Source organism: Francisella salina, assembly GCF_000219045.1.
Taxonomy (GTDB): domain Bacteria; phylum Pseudomonadota; class Gammaproteobacteria; order Francisellales; family Francisellaceae; genus Francisella; species Francisella salimarina.
In genome coordinates this window covers 65967-88926 of record NC_015696.1, presented here as the reverse complement: position 1 = coordinate 88926, position 22960 = coordinate 65967, and the positions used below count along the sequence as shown (strand labels likewise).

The following is a 22960-nucleotide window of genomic DNA, read 5'->3' as shown; positions in this document are numbered from 1 at the left end:
GCTAGAGAAACTTTTTTCGTAAATACTCGCGCTAACTTCATACTTACCATCCTTTTTATATACATTCATTGCCTTTTTCAGATTTGAAAATAGGGAACTGGTGAATATATCAAATAATAATCCCTTTTGTCAAGTGTTTACAATAGTATCCTGCCTAACAACATTTGACTTTTTAGGTATTAAAAAATAAAGTATCATCAAAGCTTATGGTCTAAATTATAGATATAACAATTAATAGGTAAAACTTATGCAAATATCTGAAGCTATAAAAAATCGTAAGTGCGTTAGAGAGTTTCTTGATAAGCCTATAGACAAGAAAATACTAGAAAATCTTTTTGATACCACAAGGTGGACACCTTCTAGCAAAAACACTCAACCATGGAAAATTGCTATAGTAAACGGTGAAAAGAAGATGGCCTTGATGAGTAAGATACTATCTGCATGTGATAACCGCGAACCTCCAAGAATGGAGTATGATTATGATAGCGATATTCCATTAGATGGAGAACTTAAAGAACGTGCTGTTAAGTGTGGTCATGACTTATATAATGCGTTAAATATAGCGAGAGAAGATAAAGAAAGACGTATTGAGCAATGGAAAAAAAACTATTTATCGTTTAATTCACCTTCAGCCATATTCATATTTAAGCACCCCAATACAGGAATTAGTGGCTATATGGACTGTGGTATGCTTATCCAATCAATAATGCTAGCTGCTCTAGACTTAGGACTTGCAACATGTCCTCAAGCCTCTCTAGGACACTATCCAGATATAGTCAAAAAAGAGCTACAAGGGTTTGATGACTATACTTTGCTATGTGGTATAGCAATTGGTTATGAAAATACTAACGCTGCTGTAAATAACTATCGTACCGAAAGAGAGTCTATAGATAGTTTTGTTACATTCTTTTAGTGCTTTTGTAATACTTCTCATAATGATATTATAAATAGTAGGATTGGCAAGTTTTTCTAATAAGATGAGTGGTATTAACAAAGATATTATTGAAGCTACACGCTACTTTCTAAAGTTAGTGGAATTAGGGTCTTATAGCTCAGTTAAAAAGTGCTACTCTGTAGAACTGAATACTATAAAAAATAAGATAGATGTACTAGAAAAATACCTAGATCTAAAGCTTATTAGAAATGTACAAAATCGTATATCTCCAACTAGTGATGGCATGAAATATTTTCACTCTTGCAATAAAATTGTGACAGATCTGGAAAATACTATCCAAAATGTAAAACAAAGTGGCTTTAGACAACGCCAATCTATAAAAGTACTTGGTACTCCCCTATTTATCAAAATCATTATTGATTTAGCATTACCACAGATACAACAGATTAATAACGAAGCATTTAATTTTGCACTAGATAGTTACCAAGTAGATAATATTAATGGCAGCCAGTTCCAGTTTGATTCATACAATGTCATACAAATATTTAACAAGCATCTTGAGTTTCTTGATTTAGATGATTGGATAGTTTGTACATCTGTAGATGCCGTTAAGCTTCCTGCACACTTATACGGAAACAAAGAGTTTGTAAAAGATCTACATAATAACCCTGAAAAAGTTCTTGAAGCTCCTCTAGTATTTAACAGATATGACTTTTCTCAAGGCACAAATGAGTTTAAACACGATAATAAGAGCTACAAATTTAATCTTGATAAAATTAAATTTACGGTTGATAACGAGATTCAAAAAGCTAACTTACTGATGAGTGAAAATACTATAGGATTTATGCCAAAATTTTATTATGATGCTGTCCTCAAGGAATGTGAGGATATTGTCAAAATAGAAGGCTTTGAGATAGATTTTCCATTAGAGTCTCACTTAATACTTATATACAAGCACTCTAAATATAAAGACGAGCTTCTAAAAATTGTTAGAGAAGGTATCAAAAAAATACAAGTCCAATATCAGTAGCTTTTAAGCTCTTCTACTACGAATGATATAATACTCAGTAATTGCTACTATTGCATGTATAAATATTACAGCTAGCCCAACATATGCAAAAACTTCATGGATTTCTTTGAGTCTGACGATACTAGCTCTTGAGAGCACATCCGTAATAGCTGGCAAACCAAAAGGAATGACATAAGTTCCTTTTGCACTTATCAAGCACCAACCTAATATTGGCATAGTAATTAACCAAAAATATAAAAATATGTGTACCAAATTAGCGACCATAGTCCTAAATTTATTATACTCAAGTCGTTGCCCTATAAATGGAAAACTTACAAACTTTCTTATAGCCAACCTTAGAATAGTAATAAACAGAATCAAAAAACCAATATATAAATGAGATGTTTTCATAACATCATGAAATAGAGAATGTTTACCAAATATACTTCTAAACTCTATTGATATAAAAGCTAGAAATATCAAGATAACCGTGGCCCAATGAAGATAAACCATAAACTTATTGATCTTTGTTTGCATTTAAGTATTAGGTAGTAAATTTAATTGCTTTGAATTATAGGCTTTTTATTTATTAAAAAAAGAGATTTATAGTAATTAACTTTTAGAAAGTACCAAAAATTTTGAAAAGAATAGTATATATAACACTAGTAACAACGATACATGCTGGAATTGTCAAAACCCATGCTGTTACCATTTTCTTAACAACTTTCCAGTTCACACCGGAATCAGCATAACCTGCCCCCATAATAGAACCCGATGCCACTTGAGTAGTACTAACGGGCAAACCTACATGTGAAGCTCCTAGAACCAATATACCTGAACTTAATTCTGCAGAAACAGCGTTAACAGGCTCTAGTTTTGATAGCTTTGCACTTAAAGTTTTAATTATCTTTTTACCTCCTGATAATGTCCCTAGCCCCATTGCAACACCACATAAAACGATAACCCAATCAGGAACCTGAGTAGTTTGCACAACTCCTGCACTTAGTAGCGCAAGTGTTATTATTGACATTGTTTTTTGAGCATCATTAGAACCGTGAGAAAAAGACAATAAGCTAGTAGATAGCACCTGCATTTCTCTTATGTATTTATTTGTAGTTCTAACCATAAAGAACCTCATAAAAATATTAAGTAGAATAATACATATTATAAGTGCTAAGAAGAATGCCATAATAGGTGAGCTTATCATTGGTATAATGACCTTATGAATTACTGTCATATAGTTAACATCTTGGTAACTAGAGCTAATAATCACAGCACCAACTAATGATCCGATCAGAGCATGTGATGAGCTCGACGGTATACCAAAACTCCAAGTAAAAAAGTTCCAGCTAATAGCTCCTAATAAAGCAGATATTAGAACAATATCGGTAACAACACTTGTATCAACTAAGCCTTTTGATATTGTTGCAGCAACAGCTGTTCCAAAGAAAGCACCCAAAAAGTTAAAAAATGCTGCCAGACCAATAGCTTGATATGGTGTTAGAGATTTGGTTGCGATAGGTGTTGCAACTACATTTGCAGCATCGTGGAAACCATTTGTAAACTCAAAAAACAACGCTACTACAATGATGGCTATAAGCACTGATGTAATCATCTTTATTTACCTTGTTCGTTAAACTTCTTTTACATACAATCTCATAATTGATTCTGCTACAGATGTACACGTAGAGATAGCACTCTCTATAGCCTTATAAATATCTTTAACTTTCATGATAAATATTACATCCCCCTCATCATAGTGAGAGAATTTCTTAAGCGCATGACCTAGCTCTTCAAGTACATTCTCATCTAACGCTGTAATTCTAATATAGAAGTTTTTAAGTTCTTTATTATCCCCTTTGACAAAAGCTTTCATCATATCATCAAGTACTTTTGTCATTTTACGTAAAGTCTCGACACTAGTTGCTAGATATATATTTACGTTGCCACGCTCTTCTTCCATTAGTATCTGCATATACCTGTGGATTTTAACGATTCTTCTATTTAACTTTAGAAGTAAAGTAGTAATGTTATGTAACTCTACCCTATCAACAGGGGTTACAAAGTAACGAGCTAACTCATGATCCATTTTATTAGCTACTTCAACTGTTACAGTTCTTGTTAATCTTAGCTCTTCTGATAGCTCAGATATCGTTAGGTTATCTTCCTCTTTAACAAGTTTGTCAAGAATTCTAGCCGAATCTTCTACCGACTCAGTTGCTTCTATCATTAAATCAAAAAAAATTTTATCCTGACTTGGTATTAAAGTTTTAACCAGTTTACGTAGCATTTATGTGATCTCCCTAACTACAATGTTTCAACATCTATTTTAACATCACAAAGTCTACAATAAAAAAACAAAGAATAGCAATAAGAAATCACTTTAAAAAATATATCTAAATAAACATTGCTTTTATAATTAACTACATATATATTATCGTGCCTTTAATTACAAAACCTGCTATTTTGAGAAAAATAGCGAATACTATATAACAAGAGCTCTTAAAAATAAACATTTTTTTCACAAAAAAAAATTAACTGACTTTTTTATTAATTATTTTTTTTAATTTTTATTATTATTGCTACTGAATTACACAACTCAAACAGATGGAGCAATAATGAAACTGAATAAGATTACCCTAGGAATTTTAAGCATAAGTATAATAACGACAGCTTTTGCATCAGGGGTAAATAATAGCAAACCAAATGATTATGGAAATCTTGTAAAAGTAGAACAAAAGTTATTCAACAACGCAAATACTCTAAAAACTACTACTCCAATAAAGCACTTAGTAATAATATTTCAAGAGAACAACTCCTTTGATAGATATTTTGGTATGTATCCTAATGCCAAGAATCCAGAGGATGAACCAAAATTCATAGCTAAAGAAGACACTCCTAGTGTTAACGGTTTGACAAAACAACTATTAGAGAATAATCCAAATACAAAAAATCCTTATCGTTTAGATAGAAACTTCCAACCTTGTTCACAAAACCATGAGTACCATGAAGAGATCTCTTCTTTTAATAGTGGCTTAATGAACAAATTTGTTGAACATGGCGGTCATGACAATGATACCTATAAACAAAATTGCGATGGTCAAGTTATGGGATATTATGATGGTAATACTGTCACAGCATTATGGAATTACGCACAAAACTTCGCCCTAAATGATAATACATTTGGTACAACTTTTGGTCCATCAACACCTGGAGCACTTAACCTTGTAGCTGGTGCAAATGGTCCAGCGATGAGTCCAAGTGGTAATTTAGAAAATATTGAAAACAGCTATATCATTGAAGATCCTAACCCATACTACGATGATTGCTCTTATGGCACAAGTAAATCTGGAGACACAAATACAGCTGTAGCAAAAATCACAGATGGTAAAAATATAGGGCACTATCTAACTCAAAAAGGTATTACTTGGGGCTGGTTCCAAGGTGGATTCAAACCAACAAGCTACTCTGGTAAAACAGCAATATGTGATGCCATGAGTACTAATAAATTCGGTGTAAAATCAAGAGACTATATACCTCACCATGAGCCTTTTAACTACTGGAAAGAGACATCAAACCCTCATCATCTAGCACCAAGTGATGAAAAATATATAGGTAGTAATGACCAGGCTAACCACCAATATGATATAAGTGAATTCTGGAAGGCTCTTGATCAAAACAATATGCCAGCTGTAAGTTATTTAAAAGCCCCTGGATACCAAGATGGTCATGGAGGTTATTCAAATCCTCTAGATGAACAGGAGTGGTTAGTGAATACTATCAATAGAATTGAACAATCAAAAGACTGGGATAGTACAGCAATTATAATCATTTATGATGACTCTGATGGTGATTATGATCATGTTTATAGTCCAAAGTCACAGTTTAATGATATCAAAGGAAGGCAGGGTTATGGTCCAAGATTACCAATGCTTGTTATTTCTCCTTATGCTAAAGCAAACTATGTTGATCATTCACTACTTAATCAAGCATCTGTACTTAAGTTTGTAGAGTATAACTGGGGCATTGGCTCAGTTAGCAAGTATAGTAACGATAAATACTCAAACAATATCCTAAGCATGTTTGATTTTGGTAAAAAACAAAAAACTCCTAAACTGATATTAGACCCAAAAACAGGTACAGAAATTAAGTAGTTCTTTATATCAACATTAATTCTTGAGAAATTTTTATGAAAAAGTTTTTATTTGCTACTGCTATTGCTAGTTTTTTTATAGCAGTATCGTTATAGCTGCATCAACTACAAATCAGACACCATCAGATGATGATAGATATGCGGCAATGCAACGTCAGATAGATATGCTAAGCAAAGAATTAAAAAACCTAAAAAAAAGTAACAACTCTAACACCGATGATACTACCGATGATTTCGCTACTTATAGCTCAAAAGTTGCTAGAACTAACAATATAACTTTTGATACTAAAAGTGCTAGCGTATTATCTTCTGATGAGATTGCAAATTTCTCATCAAGCAATCTTGATGGAGATATAACTAGCATCGGTGGAATAATAGATAGTCACGGAGGTATTGATGTTGGAAATGCTGCTCCCATCACAACACAAGGTCAAATAACCTATATAGGTGGATACTCTGGTAATAACACCATACCTATAGCGCAGATATCATCAAACCTTTTTGCTTCAACACTTATGGGTCAAAGAGCTAAGTTCGATGATTATTCTGTATTTTTCGGTGGGTTTATTGAAGCTGATGCCCAGGCATGGTTAGGTACTAGAATAACTAATGCTGATAAAACAATTAGAGCAAATGGTGGTCAAAACATATATCTAACTAATGCTAAACTATACTTTCTATCAAACTTAGGGCACTATGTTACAGCCCAGTTTGACTTTGATACAGATGAGACTAATGGATTCAAATTAGGTAATGCCTTTGCAATCTTCGGTAATATGGACATATCTCCCTTTTTTATGACAGTTGGTAGAAACAAACTATCTGTAGGTGCATTTGGTGGAGGTGGTCCTTGGACTCCTGGTGTTACTAAAGCACTATTTTCTCCAGGAAGTGTAACAAATGTATCTGTAAATTATAAGGATGCTACTTCAAACTTCAATATAGCTGTTTTTGGTGCTAATAATGAGAATGCAAGTTTTTCAACTGCCTACTTTTATGCTGCTCCAATTAATGATAGTACATCCCTTGGTTTTAATGTCGGCTATATATTCGATGCTAAGGGTGCAAACAAGAACTTTGCAACAATAACTGACCTAAATCGAGTTAGCATGATTAACGCAGATGCAAACTTATCTTTCACCAATATCCTCCCAGGAATATGGCAAGTTGGAGCTGGCTGGGGTCAAACAACCAACAAAAGTAGTCAATATAGTGGAATATCAAATAGTTATGCTGGTGCATTTACAATTCAGACATCTTATGGAGATGTTATTGCGGGTCGTAAAACGAACTTTAACTTTAGTTATGGCTCGTCGTATAATGCTAATAAAATCCCTATGGCGTTATCATCACCTGCAATTGGACCTAAAGCAGCAGCAGGAATTTCAAATCAATTCATAGCTTCTGCTCAACGAGCATATTTTGATAGCAATGTACTATTTGGTCCTGAATACTCATATCAAAAACTTTATGATAATCAGCACATGAATACCTTTACGCTCGATATGGTTGTTTATGTATAATTTATGGAGAATTTTATGTTAAGAATATACAGTTATTTAATACTTATAATTATATCTTTAGGCTTATGCTCTTGTCGCTCATTATCTGATGATAAATTTGTTTACTTAGGTCACGGTCCTGAATTCCCTAAGTATCAACTATATTATGATAACACTAGAGAATTATTTATCCTGGTAGACAAACAAAATGGATGCTACGCTAAAGATAATTCTGGGACATGTATGGCATTTATCACAGAAGAGGCTGAAAAATTTAGAAAAAATGTATTAGAAAAAATGATTGAAATTCAATCTAAAGTAGCTGACGATCATCATGGGCAGGATAAAGTCAATAGTATAACCAAAACTGGAACTCCAGTAATTAATAAACAGATGCAAATAGAAGAAGCAAAAGTCACTCCAGTAAAACAAGTATTTTCAGATCATAAACAACAATATTTGCTAGTAAACCAAGAATACAAAATCTCTGCAAATATAATAGCAAAAGTAGTAAATGATAATAAAAATCATATAAAACTTTATTTCACAGTTAATATACCTTCTATGGATAAAATGTCGATTACAAAGCCTTTTATAATTGAACCCGAATTTCTATACAATGCAATGAGACCTGAAAACAAAACATTTGCTCTAGAAACTCAAAAAAACATACAAAAAAATAATGAGGAAATGAATAAAGAAATTTCTGACTACCTTGATAAAATTAAGTACTAATAATTACCAATCAAAAAATTCAAATAAATAACCATAATCCAAACAATTAGCTCTATTACAAAAGATACAAAAACCAAAGCTGAACCTGCATCTTTAGCCTGCTTTGCTAATATATGATAGTCAGTTGTCACTAAATCAACTACCCTTTCAATAGCACTATTTATAATCTCTGCATAAATTGGCAACATTGAAACAATCTGTAGAACAAACTTTGAAATTATACTAAAAGGCAGTACCCAAATAGCTATTGTCAAAATCACAAAAAGAAGTAACTGCAGACGAAAAGATTTTTCATTTTTAAAAATATCTACTAAGCCACTTAGTGCATATGAAGTATTTTTAAAAAGCGTATATTTATGCTTATTTAACATCTAATCTACCCAGCGTTTCGACAGTTTGCAAAAATATCTAGTTTTGGACTATATGCAGCTGTTTTGATATTCATAAGTCCTAAGAATGAGTCAAAAACATTGTCTTGAGAGAAAGTGTCCCCCCTCTTAGCTTCTTTAACTAAACAGGCTTTATTAAGCTTATTATCTTTTAAAAAATCTTTAGAGAACCACATAATCCACGGCACTCTTTTTTGATATAATGGAGCTATACCATAAGGTGCAGCATGAAGGTATAAGCCGTCCTCTCCTAAAGACTCTCCATGATCAGATATGTAGACCATTGCACTATCATATTTATTAGTTACTTCTTTGCTATCTAAAGTATCAATAACTTTTGATAATATATAGTCAGTATAACGTATAGTATTGTCATAAGTATTTACTAGTTTTTCTCTGCTACATGCATTTATATCACCCTGGTCACATGTTGGAGTAAATTTCTTGAACTCTGCAGGATAACGCTGATAATAAGTTGGTCCATGACTTCCAACTAGATGTAAAACAATTACCTTACTTTTACCATCATCATTTTTCGCAAGATTCTCTTTTAGCTCTTTTAGCTCTTTTAGTAATACTGAGTCATAACAGAACCCACCTGCACTATTACCCTTACAATCACTGGTATTTATATAGATATTTTCTATTCGCTTACATACCCCAGTATATCTACAATCATAACCGTTATTATTATACCAAATGACGTCTAAACCTGCTTTTTTCATAATATCTAAGACATTATCTCTAGCAGCAGCTTGCCTTGCATTGTAGTTAACTCTTGGCATATTAGATAGCATACAAGGTACTGACAATGCCGTATAAGTACCACATGATGCTACATCTTGTAACGCAATAACTCCAAGATTTTTAGTATAAGGATTTGTGTCTCTATCATATCCATTATACTGATAATTCTGCATTCTCGCTGTCTCGCCTAAGACAAAAACCATTAGATTCGGCTTATCAGTATTTCTAACTTCTTTTGCACCATCACCAATTGGCTGGTACGGTAAAGGTGGAATAAACTTCTCTGCAATAATTGCTGAAGTGATACCTACGTAAATTATTGGATTAGGATAATCTCCCAATTCATTATGATTTCTAAAGAATGGGAAAATAGTTTTTACATTTGTAATTAAAATCATTACAACTAATATTAAAGTCCCTATGATATTAGCGATTCTAATCAAAGCGCTTTTACTAAATTTTGGGTATACTATTTTAACTCTGAGAAGTATAACAATTGGTAAAACACCAAAAAATATAAAACTAGCAACACTCCCAATCGATAAATAGGATAGTGCCTCATGTGTATTTGTATCAAAAATACTCTCTACCACACCATAGGTAAAAGTAATTCCTAAAAACATCTCCGAGTAAAAAACAATTGCTCCAATTACAATCAAAACAATCATTAATGGCTTAAATATATAGCGAAAATTAATCAGATTAAAAATCAGAAAAAAAGCTAAAAAACAAACTGCAAAACAGTTAATCACAAACCATAAGCTAAATGTACTATCTTGAGCAACATCTTGGAAAAATTTTATAATAAGTGGGATATTATATACATAACCAAACAGAAGACTTAATATAACTGTCGCCTTATAAACACCTATTTGCTTCGGGAATATTTTTTTTATCACGAGCACAATACCTTACATTTTTTGATCTCTCTGAGAATAATATACTTAAATATGGAATCTTTAAAGGTTACTATATCAGTTTATACCCTACTAATAAGGCCTTTGAGAATATTATTTACTTCACAAGCCTCTTCTAAACTAACCAACTTAAACCTTACCTTAGATCCAGGAGCATACTGTGATAATTTATTAATATCTGCTTCTATAACATTTGCAATCCGAGGATATCCTCCTACCGTTTGTCGATGTCGTAACAATACTATCGGACCACTTGGGGCTAGCTGTATTGTACCATCTGTTACAGGCTGGGATATCATTTCAATTTTTTGTGTATCAAGAAAAACTCCATCTAAAGGTAGCCCCATCTGACTTGAGTTTGTTGAAATAGTCCAACTATTCTCAAAAAAAGCACAATCTTTTAAAATATCATACTCAGGTCCCTTGATTACTCTTATGAAGCTATGACGATAATTTTGGTTTATATAGCCTTCTAATTCTAATGATCTCTGTTTGCCAACCAATCCAATAGTTTGTGATTGTTTTTTTATGGCAAAAACTATTGTGCGAAAGCCTTTTTTTGAACCTTTAAACTCTAACTTTTGGCCTCTATTAAGCTCAAAGACTTGATTATAATTTACGCAGATATTTTCATCGATAAAAGTATCTTGATAGCTAGCCCCACATAAATAAACCAATATATCATCAGTAGCTACAATCTCGCTGGGATAAATCATTTCAATAGCTTGAAAATCTGTAGGTTGGTTAAAGATATTATAAGCTGTCATAAAGCTTAATTGATCTTGAGCGCCTTTAGGAGATACTCCTTTATCTTGCTTACCATATTCCCGCAATGAAATTGGAAAAAGTAACCCTCCTTTAGTCGAAAAGATATTCTCCATAATTTTAGCCTCTAATATCGTACATCTGCTGCGCTAACTCTAAAGCTATCTTACTATCAGAATGTATACATACAGTTTGTGACTCAAATAAGATATCTTGATCATCTATCTTAATAAATCCTTGTTTAAGCTGATTATATTGCTCAACTGCCTCCATTACATTATGTATTTCAGCATTTGGCTGGCCTCGTGGTATTAGCATAGGGTTATTAACACTATCAAGCATGTAGCCTCTCTCTGCGAAACTCTCTTTAACAATTTTTATACCATTTTCTTTGGCATACTCAGCAACTATACCAAAAGGGCTAACAACCAACTCTTGAATATCATTTTTAATACACCAGTCTATAAAAACCTTTGCTAGCTCTTGATTAACATTTAGCTCATTATATAAGGCTCCATGCGGTTTAACAGCCTTGATATCTTTATCAAAAAGTGCAAACTGCTCATCAAAAGATGAACATAAAATATCATTATCAATGCTTATTACCTTTCTACCAAAGTTTTCTTTATCTGGGTAGGAAATATGTGCTGTAATTTTGACATTGTGATCTCGACATAGATTCACATAGTAATCAACGCTTTCTTTATTACCTGCATGACCACCACAAGCAATATTAGCAATATCTATATATTCAACTAACTTATCATCAATAGGATGAGCAACACCCCTCTCTCCTAAATCACAGTTTATCAAAAGCATCACTTCTCCCTAAAAATTATCTTATCACCAGCACTAAAGTTAGAGAAATCCCTAAAATTAGATACTCCTATAATATTCCAACCACTCGGCGATTGCTCAGGAAAAATAGTTGTTTGAGAACCTCCAATTGCAACAGATCCAGCAGGTATTCTATTTCGTGGTGTTGCTAAGCGAGGTGCACTTAAACTTTTGTCTAAACCAAGTAGATATGGAAAATATGGCTTAAAACCTAACATCGCAATATGGTATTCAACCTGAGTATGTCTTTTTATAATCTCAGATATTTCTATTCCTAAAATCTCAGATATTTTGTGTAAATCCTCACCACTATAGTCAACCGCTATATAATGTGTTTTTGAATCAATAATGGCACTAAAATCTATAGATTCAGTTTTGGCTAGAATAGCTTCCTGCAAACGATCAAGATCTTTATAATCAAAATGAAACGCTATTGAATTATAAGATGGAACAATATCATAGATACCAAACTTGTGACAAAATGCTCTATCTCTAATAAAAGACTTATAGATATTTAAAATTTTGAGATTATCATCTAAAGATAATTTATTACTGATATTGTAAATAAAGCAGTTTTCACTCAAAAAATAATAACTCATTAGCAACTACCTTAAAGAAACTCTTTGAGTACTAGTTATCGTTTATTATAGACTTTTTAAGATTTTCTGGCTCGAATTTATATAGCGTTATCAAACCAACAAGCGCACTTATACAAATCATGCCCACAGCCATATAATCAGATATAGAGTAAGCTAAAAAGAAACATAAGAATGGCAATAAACCACCAAACACACCAAAACCAATATTATAAGCTAAAGCAAATCCAGTATAACGAATCTCTCTAGGCAAACACTCTGTAAACAACACCATAATATTGCCATAGAATATTCCAAATATTGCTCCCATAGTCACAAAGAAGACTATCAATAAATCGCTATTAGCTTTATATAACGCATACATAGGAAGTGAGATCACAAGCATCAAAACAAGACCAAACGCAGTAATCGTTTTTATTTTAAAATACTTAGTAAGTCTAGCAGCAATATTACATGTAGCGATAAACATAATAATACTAATAGTTGTCAGTACTGCGACATTAACATCTGCATGACCTAATATTTTCTTAATAATATTAGGTAAAATTGTAATCTGGAAGTAAGCAACAACTGCGCCAGGAAAGCATAATAAAATCATATATATTAAACTTTTATAGTTTTTAAGTATCACTTTAGTTAGACTCACATTTGATTTTTCAGGCTCTTTTTCATCGCCACTATGCTTAATGAAAAACGACAGAACAACCAATATAATTGCTATACCAAAAAGTATTCTCCAGCCACCATTTGCCATAGTCTCATCTGGAATTAGATATCTAATAACTTGAAAAGTTACAATCGCTAACAATATCCCTCCAAAAGCACTAGTTATAACATTTACACCAGCTTTAGCCTTACCTAATAATGTTGACTCTGCCTCAACAAGAATAACAACTGAACCACTATACTGACCACCTATAGCTATACCTTGTAAAATTCTAAAAGCAACTAAAAGTAAAGGAGCCAAAATACCTATAGTTGCATACGACGGTAATAATGCCATCCCAACAGTAGGTACCCCCATAAAAAATGCCGCTAATGCTAAAGCTGTAGAGCGACTTTTTTTGTCCCCAATATAGCCAAATATTATTCCACCAAGAGGTCTCGCTAAAAATCCTGCAGCAAATGCCCCGAAGGCAGCTAAAAATTTTATAAAATGATCACCTGGGAAAAATGCTGCACCAATATATCCTGCACAAAATGAATATACAGTAAACTCATACCACTCTGCTGAGCTTGCTAAAAGTACTAATAATTTTTTCATAAAAAGTATTTATTTTTTTGTCCGATTCTTTTATTTAAATATATTTTTCAAAAGAAATACACTTTTTTGAGTCTTTTTATGAGTTTTTTTAGAATTTAATTTTTATGAAAAAAGAGAAAAACGGTAATTACTTAAGTCTTACAACTAAGACATCAACATTAGCTTCATGTAAGATACTATTTGCTGTAGAGCCTAAGAAAAATCTACCAATAGCACTTCTTCTATGACTTCCCACAACTATCAAATCATTTTTATTTTCAGCTGCTTTTTCTAATAAACTGTTCGCGATACCACCAATCATCACAGACTTCTCTCCAGTGATACCATTTTTATCTGCAAACTTCTCTATTGCATGCTCAACCCTCTCTGTTTCATATGTCATCAAAGAGATACTATCATTTGGTATAACAAACGCAGTATCAATTTTTGAACCATACAGCTTTGCAACATCTTTTGCCTTTTCAACAACGGAACATGAGTCATTTTCAAGATCAGTAGGTACAAGAAGCCTTTGATAGTTATGCGCTTTACTTGCTTCTTTTTCATTCTCACTAACTCTCACCGTTAGCACATCACATTTTGCTTTATGTAGAACAGCATTCGCTACTGAACCTAGAAGTAAATTTATACCATGAGTTGCGTGAGAACCTAAAACTATCACATCGCAACTGCTCTCTTCAGCATAATCAACGATTTCAACTGCAGGGTTACCAACAAGTACTTCATGCTCAACCTTGATACCTGAAATCTTAGCTACAAGCTTATCTAAAGCTTCTTTTGCTTCTTGCTCTATAGAGTGTTGAAAATCAACTATAGATGGTGCAAATGGAGCTACACAATCAATAACTGTAACAACCTTTAAAACTTCTGTATTATTCTTTTTAGCGAAGTCTACTGCAGAGTTAATAACGATGTCTGCATTTTCATAAACATTCACAGCTAATAAAACTTTTTTGTATGCCATTAGGATTCTCCAAATTTGTTCTTCCTTCAATTTCCATTATAACAAACAAAAATAAAAAATCATTTAATTACGCATCAAATCTTGGTTTTATAAACAGCTTTAAAATAATGCCAAATCTCATTTGTTAGATGCTTCTCTAACTCAAAGATATACTCAACAAACTTTTTTTCAGCAATTATTTCTTTAGCAACTAGACACTTAGCAACTATACCAAGATAAATATAACTATTATCTTTATTTACTCGTGCAAAAACATAGCTTTTATATCGATTTTGGCTAAGAGCATTTTCTAAACGATCACCAAGAGTCTTACCTTTTTTTGAGTAATATGAAAAGGTCTGTTTTGAGAGAAACTTATTATCATATATATCAAATTTTTTACTCTCATCAAATGTCATAAACAGTAGTACTTTATCTTCAAAAGATCTATATCCAGCAAGATTAACTCCTCCATTGGCATAATCTTGATTAAATAGATAGGCAATTTCTTTTTTAGAGTATTTTGCATATAACGATAATCCATGAGACTTATTTAGATTATATTTCTGAAAATAAACTAACTTGTTATACTCTATTAGATCCTTAATTTGCTCATACAAGAATCTGCTTTCATCGATAGCATCTGATATCAGTAGCCTAATCTCTTGTTCATCCACAGATATTAGAGGCTCATAATCTGCTCTACCGGCATTTACTGTAAATATTTTTAGAGACAAATGCTCTAGTGCATTTGCAAAACTTATAATATCAAAATCACCTAAACTATTACGTAACACTTTCTCTAAATAAGCCTTACTCATAGTTTTCGATTTCAAAAGCTCCTCTAAAATTAAAATTTCATAAAGCCTTTTTGCTGGGGTAAACTCCTTAGAAATAAACTTTATAATATTGTATTGTCGTTGATTTAAACTCACTACACTTTCTTTAAAAGCCAACAAAATATCATAATAAGTATCTTTAGTCGATAGAATGACCTCTGGTGAGATAAAGTTATATTCCTGAAAGTCTACTAATCTAGGAATTCTACCTAGTTCTTTCTTTAACTGAACATAATCTTTTTTTATATTTTTTAGTTGCGAGAAGTTTGTCCTTTGAATATTTTTATAGATTATTTCCTTAGCAATATTACTAAAGGTAATTGTGCTTTCACCAGCTAAATAATTATTTGGTGAGACTACAAACTTTTTAAGCTCGTCCTTGTCATAACTATTATCTCCACTTAATGCCACAGGAATGAGAAAATTGTTGTTATAATTTGCGATAAAGTCCAAAATCACAACAAAGTCTTTAGACTTATACTTACGCAGTCCACGCCCTAATTGCTGTATATAGACTATAGCGCTTTGAGTAGGCCTTAGAAGGATAACCTGATTAACACATGGAATATCAATACCCTCATTAAAAATATCTACTGTAACAATAATCTCAAGTAACCCACTCTCAAGTTCACCAATAGTTTCTTGTCTTACACGCTCTGAGTCTTGACTTGATAAAGCTTTAGCTTTGATACCTCTTTGACTGAGCTTAGTCGCAAGCTGTACTGCCTCATCAACATTACTAACAAACATTAAAACTGATCGCGATTTGCCACTATAACCATAAAAATTAGCCTTATCAATAATATGCTCAACTCGTTGGTCACTAATTAATTTAGAAAAATCCTTCGCAAAAACCTGCTCTGATTCTAAATAAAAATCCTCTATAGCAAAATAGTGAAATGGACAAAGAAAATTATATTCTAATGCCTGATGAAGCCTAATTTCATAAGCAATGTTATAATCAAAAAGCTTAAAGATATCAGCATTATCACTCCGCTCTGGAGTAGCAGTCATCCCAAGTAAAAATTTTGGCTTAAAGTGTGATAAAACTTTTTTATAACTTTGTGCTTCTGCATGATGAACTTCATCAACTATAATATAGTCAAATTCATTTGTCTCAAAGCTTGCTAATGTTTTAGCGTTTTTTAGCGTTTGTACCGTAGCAAATAGATAACCTGCAGGATCTTTAACTTCTCCTGTATACAAACCAAGTGTTTTATCTTTTATTACTTTTTCAAAAGTCTCTTTTGCCTTTATTGCAATATTTGTACGATGTACTATAAACAAACACCTTTTCGGCTTTACTTTTGCTACATCAAAAGCACTTAAAAAAGTTTTTCCAGTCCCAGTGGCACTAATTATTAATGCTTTATTTTTGCCTTGCTGTCTTAATCGATTCAGATTCTCAAGTGCATCTTGTTGAACCTTATTGGGAGATATTTTAGTGTCGATAGATCTATAGCTAGCAATATCACTACTTATTTGTTGATATATTTGACTGTATTCCTGAATGATATCTCTAACATATTCTGCTTTAGCAAAAAGATAATCAAATTCTGCTAAAATTTGCTCCGTTGTTGAGTCATTATTAGAAGTTTCAAAAAGCAGATTCCATTCATTATTTACTGTAAGTGCTGACTGAGTAAGGTTTGAGCTACCAAGAATTATTCGCCAACTATCCTTATTACGAAAAAAGAAACCTTTGGCATGGAAGTTATCATCGCTAAGAACTTTTAGCTCGATGTTATCAAATTCCATGAGCTTCTCAAGAGCTTTAGGTTCTGTAAAATTCAGATAACATCCTGTTAAGATTTTTCCTTTTACGCCTTGAGTGTTTAATTGACGCAAAGTCTCTAAAATACAAATAACTCCACCTAAAGTCATAAAAGCAACACTTATAACAAACTCTTCACAATCTTCAAGTTGATCAATAATTTCAGTAAGTATCTTAGAACTTTTAGAGTTTGTAAGAAAGCGCTTTGTATCGTGAGGCATTTGTGGCTACATTTTTACAGGTACAGTTGAATCGAGATTTTTTTGACCATTTTGACTTTTACCCCAACAATATAGATCATTTGTATCTTTTTCAATACCACAGGTATAAGTAGTCGCCATGCTTAATCTACTAAATTCGATATCTGTCTGGACCTTCTGTGGTTTATCAAAAAGACCTTTTTTACCATTACCAACCTCACCATTACTTCCATCACCCCAACAATATGCATGACCCTCTTCATCTAAAGCGCACGCATAGTGAGCTTTTGTATACACCTTCTTGAAGTTAATACTATTATCTATGTCTACTCTTAAAGGCTTTTTGACTTTTTTCGCACCAGTATCACTTCCTAGCTGTCCTCTCTTATTATCACCCCAGCAATAGACATCATTATTATCATCAAGGGCACAGTTAAAGTCATCACCCTTACTCACACCTTTGACATCCTGAAGTTTTTTATAATGTCGAGATATCTTTTTAGCCACATCTTTGTCTTTAAATTTAGGGGTTTTAATCTGATAATCTCCGCATCTTACTTCTCCAGAGCTGGTAAAAGAACAATTATAATTTTCTGAATCATCCTTACTAAAATCATGATTATATATTTTTATTTTCGCATCATTTCGATAGCCCTGATTCTTGACCGCAAAGTTTCCTTCAGTCGAGTAATCATGGTCATCAAAAAAAGTTTGAGTAAATGTAGGATTAGAAAAGCCAATACTCCAAAAGAGCATTGAAGCCAACCAGAAAATTCTTTTTGTCATAAGTAAATTTTAATTTAAAGCTACTAATATAATATTAAGTAATAATCAAACAAAATACTAGTAATTACGCTTTAGACGGAAATATTTTTTGCTCGCAATAGCGAAGAAAACCAAAGAATCTCTCTTCTTTTGTGTAATTATCTCTATCAACATAGGGACTAGTTATCAGTATCGGATAACAACCTGCTATCAAGCAAGCAAGACATCCTGTTAACAACCTATCATCAACAAGCGCTAACTCACCAGGCTGGCAACCAACCAATTCTAGTATTTTATTAAGACCATCTGGATAAGGTTTTTTTGCAACACCAGATATAAATCTTATCTGAGGAAAATGTTTGTTAAAATATTTTAGTCGTTCTTGAGTAGGCTTATTAGAAAGAATAAAAACTCTATCTTCTGAAAATTTAGTAACAAATTTCGTAAGCCAACCCATAACTTCAGGATGCATTTCAGGCTTACCGTGACTTGCTAAAACCCCATCAAAATCTAAAGCAAGATATTTTACTTGATTCTTAACTAGCATCTCTGGAGTTAAATTTATTATAGTCTCCAAATGATTAGTATCTGATAGCCTAAGAGCTTTTCGCCATTTAAACATCTGACCTAAAGTATAAAACACGCGCTGTAGCATAATATTTTATTTTTATAGTTTTATATTTATAGTATAGCAACAAAACAATCTATTAGCACAAATGTGTTTTTGAATTTATGCTAACCAAAATTCTTAAAAATTTATATATATATCTAATTTGTATACTAAGCGTCTCCTTAGGTATCAGCTCACAAATAGAAAATACAAGCTCTCAAAATTATTTCAATAACGCTGTCAGTCTTGCAAAAGAGCTCAAAGATAAAAACATCTGTGGTACGGATAAAAAATATTCTTTAGAGGAGTTCTATAAAGGTCTAAGAGATAGAATAAATAATCAAGATAGTATTTACTTAAAAGATTATGATACAGAAAAAGTTAGTTTCTCGATGGGGTATAGAACTGGTGAAAGTAGCCTTAAAAAAGGCTTCTTGTTTACTCCCAAACCGAAAAATGATCTATACAATCCACAAGCGGTTATAGCTGGAATATCTGATCATTATAATAGCGCTAAACCAAAATTTAAGCTTATAGAAAACACAAAACTCAGAGAAATACTAAAAAGCAATACTCAAGCTCTTCCTAAAGATATCAGCAAAGATCAATTTAGCTATAGCTTAGGTTTTAATTTGTTTAAAATACCTAAAAATCATAATCCATCAACTCTAGATGAAAAATCATTTATTAGTGGCATGAAGGCAGGTTTAAATAACAAAAAATATACTCTTTCAAAACAGCAAGCAGCTGAGCTTAGTTATATCATGGGCGCATTCTATAGCACTAATCTAGAAAACCAGCAAGATAAAGACTCTTTTTTAAAAGGCTTTGAAAGCCAGCTTCCGAAGAATATTCAGAATCAATATGCTAAGAGTACAAATACAGAGATTCAAAATCAGTAAATAAACTAACCAGTTACTTCTTTTTTTATGACCAATGCCCTTTCGTATATATCGTTCTTTTTTGCACCAGTTAGTTTAACTACCAGCTTCACTGCTTTTTTGACGGGAATATCTTCAAGCAAATCTTTTAATAGGTCATCGATATCAACTTTTAAATTGTTTTGCTCGTCAACCTCGCCATTATTACAATCAATAATAACGACAAACTCACCTCTTACGACATCTTTATTATCCTTAAAAAACTTATGCACGTCTTCTACTGAACCAGCAACAAATTTTTCAAACTGCTTGGTAAGTTCCTTAGCAACAACGATATTATTATGAGGCATTATCTCTAACAAATCATTCAAAAGATATGTAATCCTATGTACAGACTCATATATTACTATTGTTGTATTTGCTTGTTGGAAGTCACGGATTTGTTGCTGCCTTTTAGTTTGTTTTGCTGACAAAAATCCTTTAAACATAAAACTATCAGACGGTATGCCTGCAGCAGATAGTGCTGTGATAACAGCACTAACACCTGGTATTGGAATTACTTTATGACCGTCCTTGCGTAAGCTCGCAACTATTTTATAACCAGGATCTGAAATTAATGGTGTACCTGCATCACTTACCAAAGCTATGCTATTATCATTACCTAAAAGCTCTTTGACATACTCAACTCGTGACCCTTCATTAAAATCATGGCAAGAAATTAACTTCTGATTACCACGAATATTAAGGCTAGCCAATAGTTTAGCTGTCATTCGTGTATCTTCTGCTAGAATCACATCAACATCACTCAGAATGTTCATAGCTCTGTAAGTTATATCTTGTAAATTACCAATAGGCGTTGATACAACATAAAGAGTTCCTTTTTCTATACTATTCACCTATCATACCCACCAAATTTGTAATATCTCCCGCTCCTTGAATTAGCAAAACCGTATTATCATCCACAAGCTTCTCTAAGAGAGAAAGCACATGATCAAAACTATCAGCCATAAGCGCTTTGGGGATATTTCTGATAAGATCTTGGCTCTCAGCTCCCTGTATGACCTGCTCTCCCGCTGAATATGTTGGAAGTATTATTAGCTGATCGGCTAAAGATAAGGCTTTTGACCAGTCTGTTAACAAATCCCTATTGCGCGTGTATCTATGTGGCTGAAAGACATGTATTATTTTTTTATCCGGATACCTATCTCTCACAGCTCCAATGCTACTTATAACTTCTACAGGATGGTGTCCATAATCATCAACAACAGGAATCTCATGACCCAATATTCGCTTAGCATATATATCAAACCTTCTCACAACACCTTTCACAGTAATTAATGCTTTATAAATATCCTCATACCTAAACCCCAGGTCTAGACATGTTATTACACATGCTGCAGCATTTTGAACATTATATTTGCCAGGCAACTCTAATTTAAAATCATATTTGCTAGACTTATATTCAATAGAGAACGAGGTTAAGCTTCCACTTACCCTGTAGTCATATATTTGAGCACTTGCGTTTGTAGCAAACCCATAAGATACAATATTTCCTATTACTTGTGAACGATACCTCTCTAGCAAATCATTGCAACCATAATCATCAACACACAAATATATATTTTCGATACTTTCTTTCATCAAAAAATTTGCAAAGTTCTCAAGTAAATTGTCATAGCTATTTTTATATGTCGACATATGATCAAGATCAATATTCGTAACTATTGCGACATTTGGGTTTAGATATAAAAATGAAGCATCACTTTCATCCGCTTCTATAACTAATCTGTCGGTACCATTAACCTGAATATTAGAGTCAGCATATTTAACTACACCACCAACAACAAAACTACTAGTTGTATCAAGCTTACATAGCAATGTAGCTAAAATACTTGATGTTGTAGTCTTACCGTGAGTTCCGGTGACTGCGATGCTATTCCTAAAATCTTTCATTAATAACGCTAGAAACATCGCTCTTTGTAAACACTGCACCCCTAAAGCACGTGCCTTTGACAACAATGAATGGCTATCAAGAATTGCACTTGAGTATACTACAGTATCATAGACTGAAACATCAATACTAGTGGAACTTGAAAATATTGAAATACCTGAAGATTCTAGCTTAGCAGTTAGCTTATTCGGTACACTATCATAACCAGCAACATCTGCACCTAACCTTTTGGCTGCAATGGCCAGCGCTGAAACTCCAATACCACCGACTCCAAGGAATAATATCTTTTTTTTCAACTTAACCTTCAGAAGCAGTTATGCTAGTAGATACCACATAGAAATATTCTAGCACAATGACTACATTAGTCATAATCCTCGCCAATACTTAAATACTGCAAGACTAAGCTCTTTTAACATTCCTTTACCATCTGCAGCCTTAATACCGTTATCTTCGCACCATTTTGTGAAAATAGTCCCACCATCTAAACTATACATCAAATCATAAGCAAATGCGTTTCTATTAAAATTTGTTTTCTGTAAAGGGAGCAATTCACCATAAATACTTGATGATGTTGAATTAATCACGATATCAAAAGACTGTTTGATATCATCAAAATCAATCACATTTATTTTAGTTTCTGATCTGAATAAATCTTTTATCACATCTGCCTTTACTTTGGTTCTATTAGTAATACTCACGGATAATGGGAACTCTTTGATAACTGCTGCAATAACTGCTTTGGCAGCTCCTCCGGCACCTACAACAAGAACCTTTTTACCTACGAAACCTATTTTGTAATTATTCTTAATATCATTAACTATACCCAAACCATCGTAGTTTAGAGCTATCATTTTACGATCTTCGGTAAAAACAACATTACTAGCAGCTTTAACAGCCTTAGCAGTATCATCTGCATCATCTGCCAAATCGTATACTTTTTCCTTATGTGGTACAGTTACACTTAACCCTTTAATTTGAGAGTTATCACGGAACTCTTGAATCTTTGTTGCTAGATTCTCTGGCTTAATTTCAACAGCTGTAAAAAGTATATCTTGATGATATTGCTCAGCTAATTCCATCTGAATTTTGGGAGATAAACTATGTTTAACCGGATAACCAATTACATGATACAAATCTTGCATAAAATTAAAAAAACCTTGTAAATTTTGTATGAATTATATCATAGCA

Annotated in this window: 22 protein-coding genes; 6 read left to right on the top strand and 16 right to left on the bottom strand. The window is 32.8% G+C overall.

The genetic code is table 11. The features are described 5' to 3' along the window. Positions 1-247: 247 nt before the first annotated feature. Together F7308_RS00405 and F7308_RS00400 are read left to right on the top strand one after the other, a co-directional pair. Positions 248-913, top strand: coding sequence for a nitroreductase (locus tag F7308_RS00405; protein WP_013921874.1), 666 nt, complete (start codon positions 248-250; stop codon positions 911-913). Positions 914-977: 64 nt separating this feature from the next. Continuing rightward, a complete protein-coding gene (locus F7308_RS00400) occupies positions 978-1925 on the top strand; it encodes a LysR family transcriptional regulator (protein WP_013921873.1) in 948 nt (315 codons plus the stop codon). Between the two features lie 3 nt (positions 1926-1928). Here the strand turns inward: F7308_RS00400 and F7308_RS00395 are convergent, their stop codons facing one another. From F7308_RS00395 to F7308_RS00385, 3 genes are all read right to left on the bottom strand, one after another. Beyond that, a complete protein-coding gene (locus tag F7308_RS00395; RefSeq protein ID WP_083817016.1) occupies positions 1929-2441 on the bottom strand; it encodes a cytochrome b in 513 nt (170 codons plus the stop codon). A gap of 82 nt (positions 2442-2523) precedes the next feature. Further along, positions 2524-3519, bottom strand: a complete 996-nt coding sequence (locus tag F7308_RS00390; RefSeq protein ID WP_013921871.1) for an inorganic phosphate transporter — start codon at positions 3517-3519, stop codon at positions 2524-2526. Positions 3520-3537: 18 nt separating this feature from the next. Further along, positions 3538-4194, bottom strand: a complete 657-nt coding sequence (locus F7308_RS00385; RefSeq protein ID WP_013921870.1) for a hypothetical protein — start codon at positions 4192-4194, stop codon at positions 3538-3540. 328 nt (positions 4195-4522) lie between these two features. On the opposite strand from F7308_RS00385, the gene F7308_RS00380 reads away from it, so the two are divergent. From F7308_RS00380 to F7308_RS00370, 3 genes are all read left to right on the top strand, one after another. Next, positions 4523-6058: an alkaline phosphatase family protein gene (locus tag F7308_RS00380; RefSeq protein WP_013921869.1), complete on the top strand. Its 1536-nt coding sequence runs from the start codon at positions 4523-4525 to the stop codon at positions 6056-6058. Positions 6059-6203: 145 nt separating this feature from the next. After that, the gene (locus F7308_RS00375; protein WP_013921868.1) at positions 6204-7580 is read left to right on the top strand and encodes a DUF3573 domain-containing protein; all 1377 of its coding nucleotides are present in this window, start codon (positions 6204-6206) and stop codon (positions 7578-7580) included. A 15-nt stretch (positions 7581-7595) separates the two neighbouring features. Beyond that, the gene (locus F7308_RS00370; RefSeq protein WP_013921867.1) at positions 7596-8294 is read left to right on the top strand and encodes an FTN_0109 family protein; all 699 of its coding nucleotides are present in this window, start codon (positions 7596-7598) and stop codon (positions 8292-8294) included. On the opposite strand, the gene F7308_RS00365 is transcribed toward F7308_RS00370, so the two are convergent. From F7308_RS00365 to F7308_RS00320, 10 genes are all read right to left on the bottom strand, one after another. Then, positions 8291-8665, bottom strand: a complete 375-nt coding sequence (locus tag F7308_RS00365) for a diacylglycerol kinase (RefSeq protein ID WP_013921866.1) — start codon at positions 8663-8665, stop codon at positions 8291-8293. The genes F7308_RS00370 and F7308_RS00365 overlap by 4 nt on opposite strands. Before the next feature lie 5 nt (positions 8666-8670). Then, a complete protein-coding gene (locus F7308_RS00360; protein ID WP_013921865.1) occupies positions 8671-10329 on the bottom strand; it encodes a phosphoethanolamine transferase in 1659 nt (552 codons plus the stop codon). A gap of 80 nt (positions 10330-10409) precedes the next feature. After that, positions 10410-11228 carry a 5-oxoprolinase subunit C family protein gene (locus tag F7308_RS00355; RefSeq protein WP_013921864.1) on the bottom strand — a complete coding sequence of 273 codons (819 nt, stop codon included), beginning with the start codon at positions 11226-11228 and terminating at the stop codon, positions 10410-10412. Positions 11229-11232: 4 nt separating this feature from the next. Then, entirely contained in the window at positions 11233-11931 is a 699-nt protein-coding gene (locus tag F7308_RS00350; protein ID WP_013921863.1) for a 5-oxoprolinase subunit PxpA, read from the bottom strand. Next, positions 11931-12548: a 5-oxoprolinase subunit B family protein gene (locus F7308_RS00345; protein WP_013921862.1), complete on the bottom strand. Its 618-nt coding sequence runs from the start codon at positions 12546-12548 to the stop codon at positions 11931-11933. The genes F7308_RS00350 and F7308_RS00345 overlap by 1 nt, the downstream gene beginning before the upstream one ends. Positions 12549-12579: 31 nt before the next feature. After that, a complete protein-coding gene (locus tag F7308_RS00340; protein WP_013921861.1) occupies positions 12580-13809 on the bottom strand; it encodes an MFS transporter in 1230 nt (409 codons plus the stop codon). Between the two features lie 127 nt (positions 13810-13936). Further along, positions 13937-14773: a universal stress protein gene (locus F7308_RS00335; RefSeq protein ID WP_013921860.1), complete on the bottom strand. Its 837-nt coding sequence runs from the start codon at positions 14771-14773 to the stop codon at positions 13937-13939. A 74-nt stretch (positions 14774-14847) separates the two neighbouring features. Continuing rightward, positions 14848-17586, bottom strand: a complete 2739-nt coding sequence (locus F7308_RS00330) for a DUF3427 domain-containing protein (RefSeq protein ID WP_013921859.1) — start codon at positions 17584-17586, stop codon at positions 14848-14850. Between the two features lie 6 nt (positions 17587-17592). After that, positions 17593-18351 (bottom strand): RCC1 domain-containing protein, encoded by a 759-nt coding sequence (locus F7308_RS00325; protein ID WP_041263567.1) that lies wholly within the window; start codon positions 18349-18351, stop codon positions 17593-17595. 64 nt (positions 18352-18415) lie between these two features. Continuing rightward, complete coding sequence (locus F7308_RS00320) at positions 18416-18985, bottom strand: YqeG family HAD IIIA-type phosphatase (RefSeq protein ID WP_041263566.1); 570 nt, start codon at positions 18983-18985, stop codon at positions 18416-18418. 77 nt (positions 18986-19062) lie between these two features. Between F7308_RS00320 and F7308_RS00315 the strand changes: the two genes are divergently transcribed. After that, positions 19063-19842 carry a hypothetical protein gene (locus F7308_RS00315; RefSeq protein ID WP_013921856.1) on the top strand — a complete coding sequence of 260 codons (780 nt, stop codon included), beginning with the start codon at positions 19063-19065 and terminating at the stop codon, positions 19840-19842. 5 nt (positions 19843-19847) lie between these two features. Here the strand turns inward: F7308_RS00315 and rsmI are convergent, their stop codons facing one another. The 3 genes from rsmI to F7308_RS00300 form a co-directional block, all read right to left on the bottom strand. Beyond that, positions 19848-20717, bottom strand: a complete 870-nt coding sequence (gene rsmI, locus F7308_RS00310) for a 16S rRNA (cytidine(1402)-2'-O)-methyltransferase (protein WP_013921855.1) — start codon at positions 20715-20717, stop codon at positions 19848-19850. After that, the gene (gene murC, locus F7308_RS00305; RefSeq protein WP_013921854.1) at positions 20710-22068 is read right to left on the bottom strand and encodes a UDP-N-acetylmuramate--L-alanine ligase; all 1359 of its coding nucleotides are present in this window, start codon (positions 22066-22068) and stop codon (positions 20710-20712) included. Before murC ends, rsmI begins: the two co-directional genes overlap by 8 nt. Before the next feature lie 69 nt (positions 22069-22137). Continuing rightward, positions 22138-22914 carry a shikimate dehydrogenase family protein gene (locus F7308_RS00300; RefSeq protein ID WP_013921853.1) on the bottom strand — a complete coding sequence of 259 codons (777 nt, stop codon included), beginning with the start codon at positions 22912-22914 and terminating at the stop codon, positions 22138-22140. Positions 22915-22960: the final 46 nt, after the last annotated feature.

Excerpts from the sequence above, each read along its gene's own strand:
- F7308_RS00390 (WP_013921871.1), bottom strand. The coding sequence starts at position 3,519 with ATGATTACATCAGTGCTTATAGCCATCATTGTAGTAGCGTTGTTTTTT.
- F7308_RS00355 (WP_013921864.1), bottom strand. The coding sequence starts at position 11,228 with ATGGAGAATATCTTTTCGACTAAAGGAGGGTTACTTTTTCCAATTTCA.
- F7308_RS00340 (WP_013921861.1), bottom strand. The coding sequence starts at position 13,809 with ATGAAAAAATTATTAGTACTTTTAGCAAGCTCAGCAGAGTGGTATGAG.
- F7308_RS00315 (WP_013921856.1), top strand. The coding sequence starts at position 19,063 with ATGCTAACCAAAATTCTTAAAAATTTATATATATATCTAATTTGTATA.
- F7308_RS00300 (WP_013921853.1), bottom strand. The coding sequence starts at position 22,914 with ATGCAAGATTTGTATCATGTAATTGGTTATCCGGTTAAACATAGTTTA.
- F7308_RS00330 (WP_013921859.1), bottom strand. The coding sequence starts at position 17,586 with ATGCCTCACGATACAAAGCGCTTTCTTACAAACTCTAAAAGTTCTAAG.
- F7308_RS00325 (WP_041263567.1), bottom strand. The coding sequence starts at position 18,351 with ATGACAAAAAGAATTTTCTGGTTGGCTTCAATGCTCTTTTGGAGTATT.
- F7308_RS00370 (WP_013921867.1), top strand. The coding sequence starts at position 7,596 with ATGTTAAGAATATACAGTTATTTAATACTTATAATTATATCTTTAGGC.
- F7308_RS00405 (WP_013921874.1), top strand. The coding sequence starts at position 248 with ATGCAAATATCTGAAGCTATAAAAAATCGTAAGTGCGTTAGAGAGTTT.
- F7308_RS00375 (WP_013921868.1), top strand. The coding sequence starts at position 6,204 with ATGCAACGTCAGATAGATATGCTAAGCAAAGAATTAAAAAACCTAAAA.
- F7308_RS00385 (WP_013921870.1), bottom strand. The coding sequence starts at position 4,194 with ATGCTACGTAAACTGGTTAAAACTTTAATACCAAGTCAGGATAAAATT.
- F7308_RS00365 (WP_013921866.1), bottom strand. The coding sequence starts at position 8,665 with ATGTTAAATAAGCATAAATATACGCTTTTTAAAAATACTTCATATGCA.
- F7308_RS00335 (WP_013921860.1), bottom strand. The coding sequence starts at position 14,773 with ATGGCATACAAAAAAGTTTTATTAGCTGTGAATGTTTATGAAAATGCA.
- F7308_RS00395 (WP_083817016.1), bottom strand. The coding sequence starts at position 2,441 with ATGCAAACAAAGATCAATAAGTTTATGGTTTATCTTCATTGGGCCACG.
- F7308_RS00350 (WP_013921863.1), bottom strand. The coding sequence starts at position 11,931 with ATGCTTTTGATAAACTGTGATTTAGGAGAGAGGGGTGTTGCTCATCCT.
- F7308_RS00380 (WP_013921869.1), top strand. The coding sequence starts at position 4,523 with ATGAAACTGAATAAGATTACCCTAGGAATTTTAAGCATAAGTATAATA.
- F7308_RS00345 (WP_013921862.1), bottom strand. The coding sequence starts at position 12,548 with ATGAGTTATTATTTTTTGAGTGAAAACTGCTTTATTTACAATATCAGT.
- F7308_RS00320 (WP_041263566.1), bottom strand. The coding sequence starts at position 18,985 with ATGCTACAGCGCGTGTTTTATACTTTAGGTCAGATGTTTAAATGGCGA.
- F7308_RS00400 (WP_013921873.1), top strand. The coding sequence starts at position 978 with ATGAGTGGTATTAACAAAGATATTATTGAAGCTACACGCTACTTTCTA.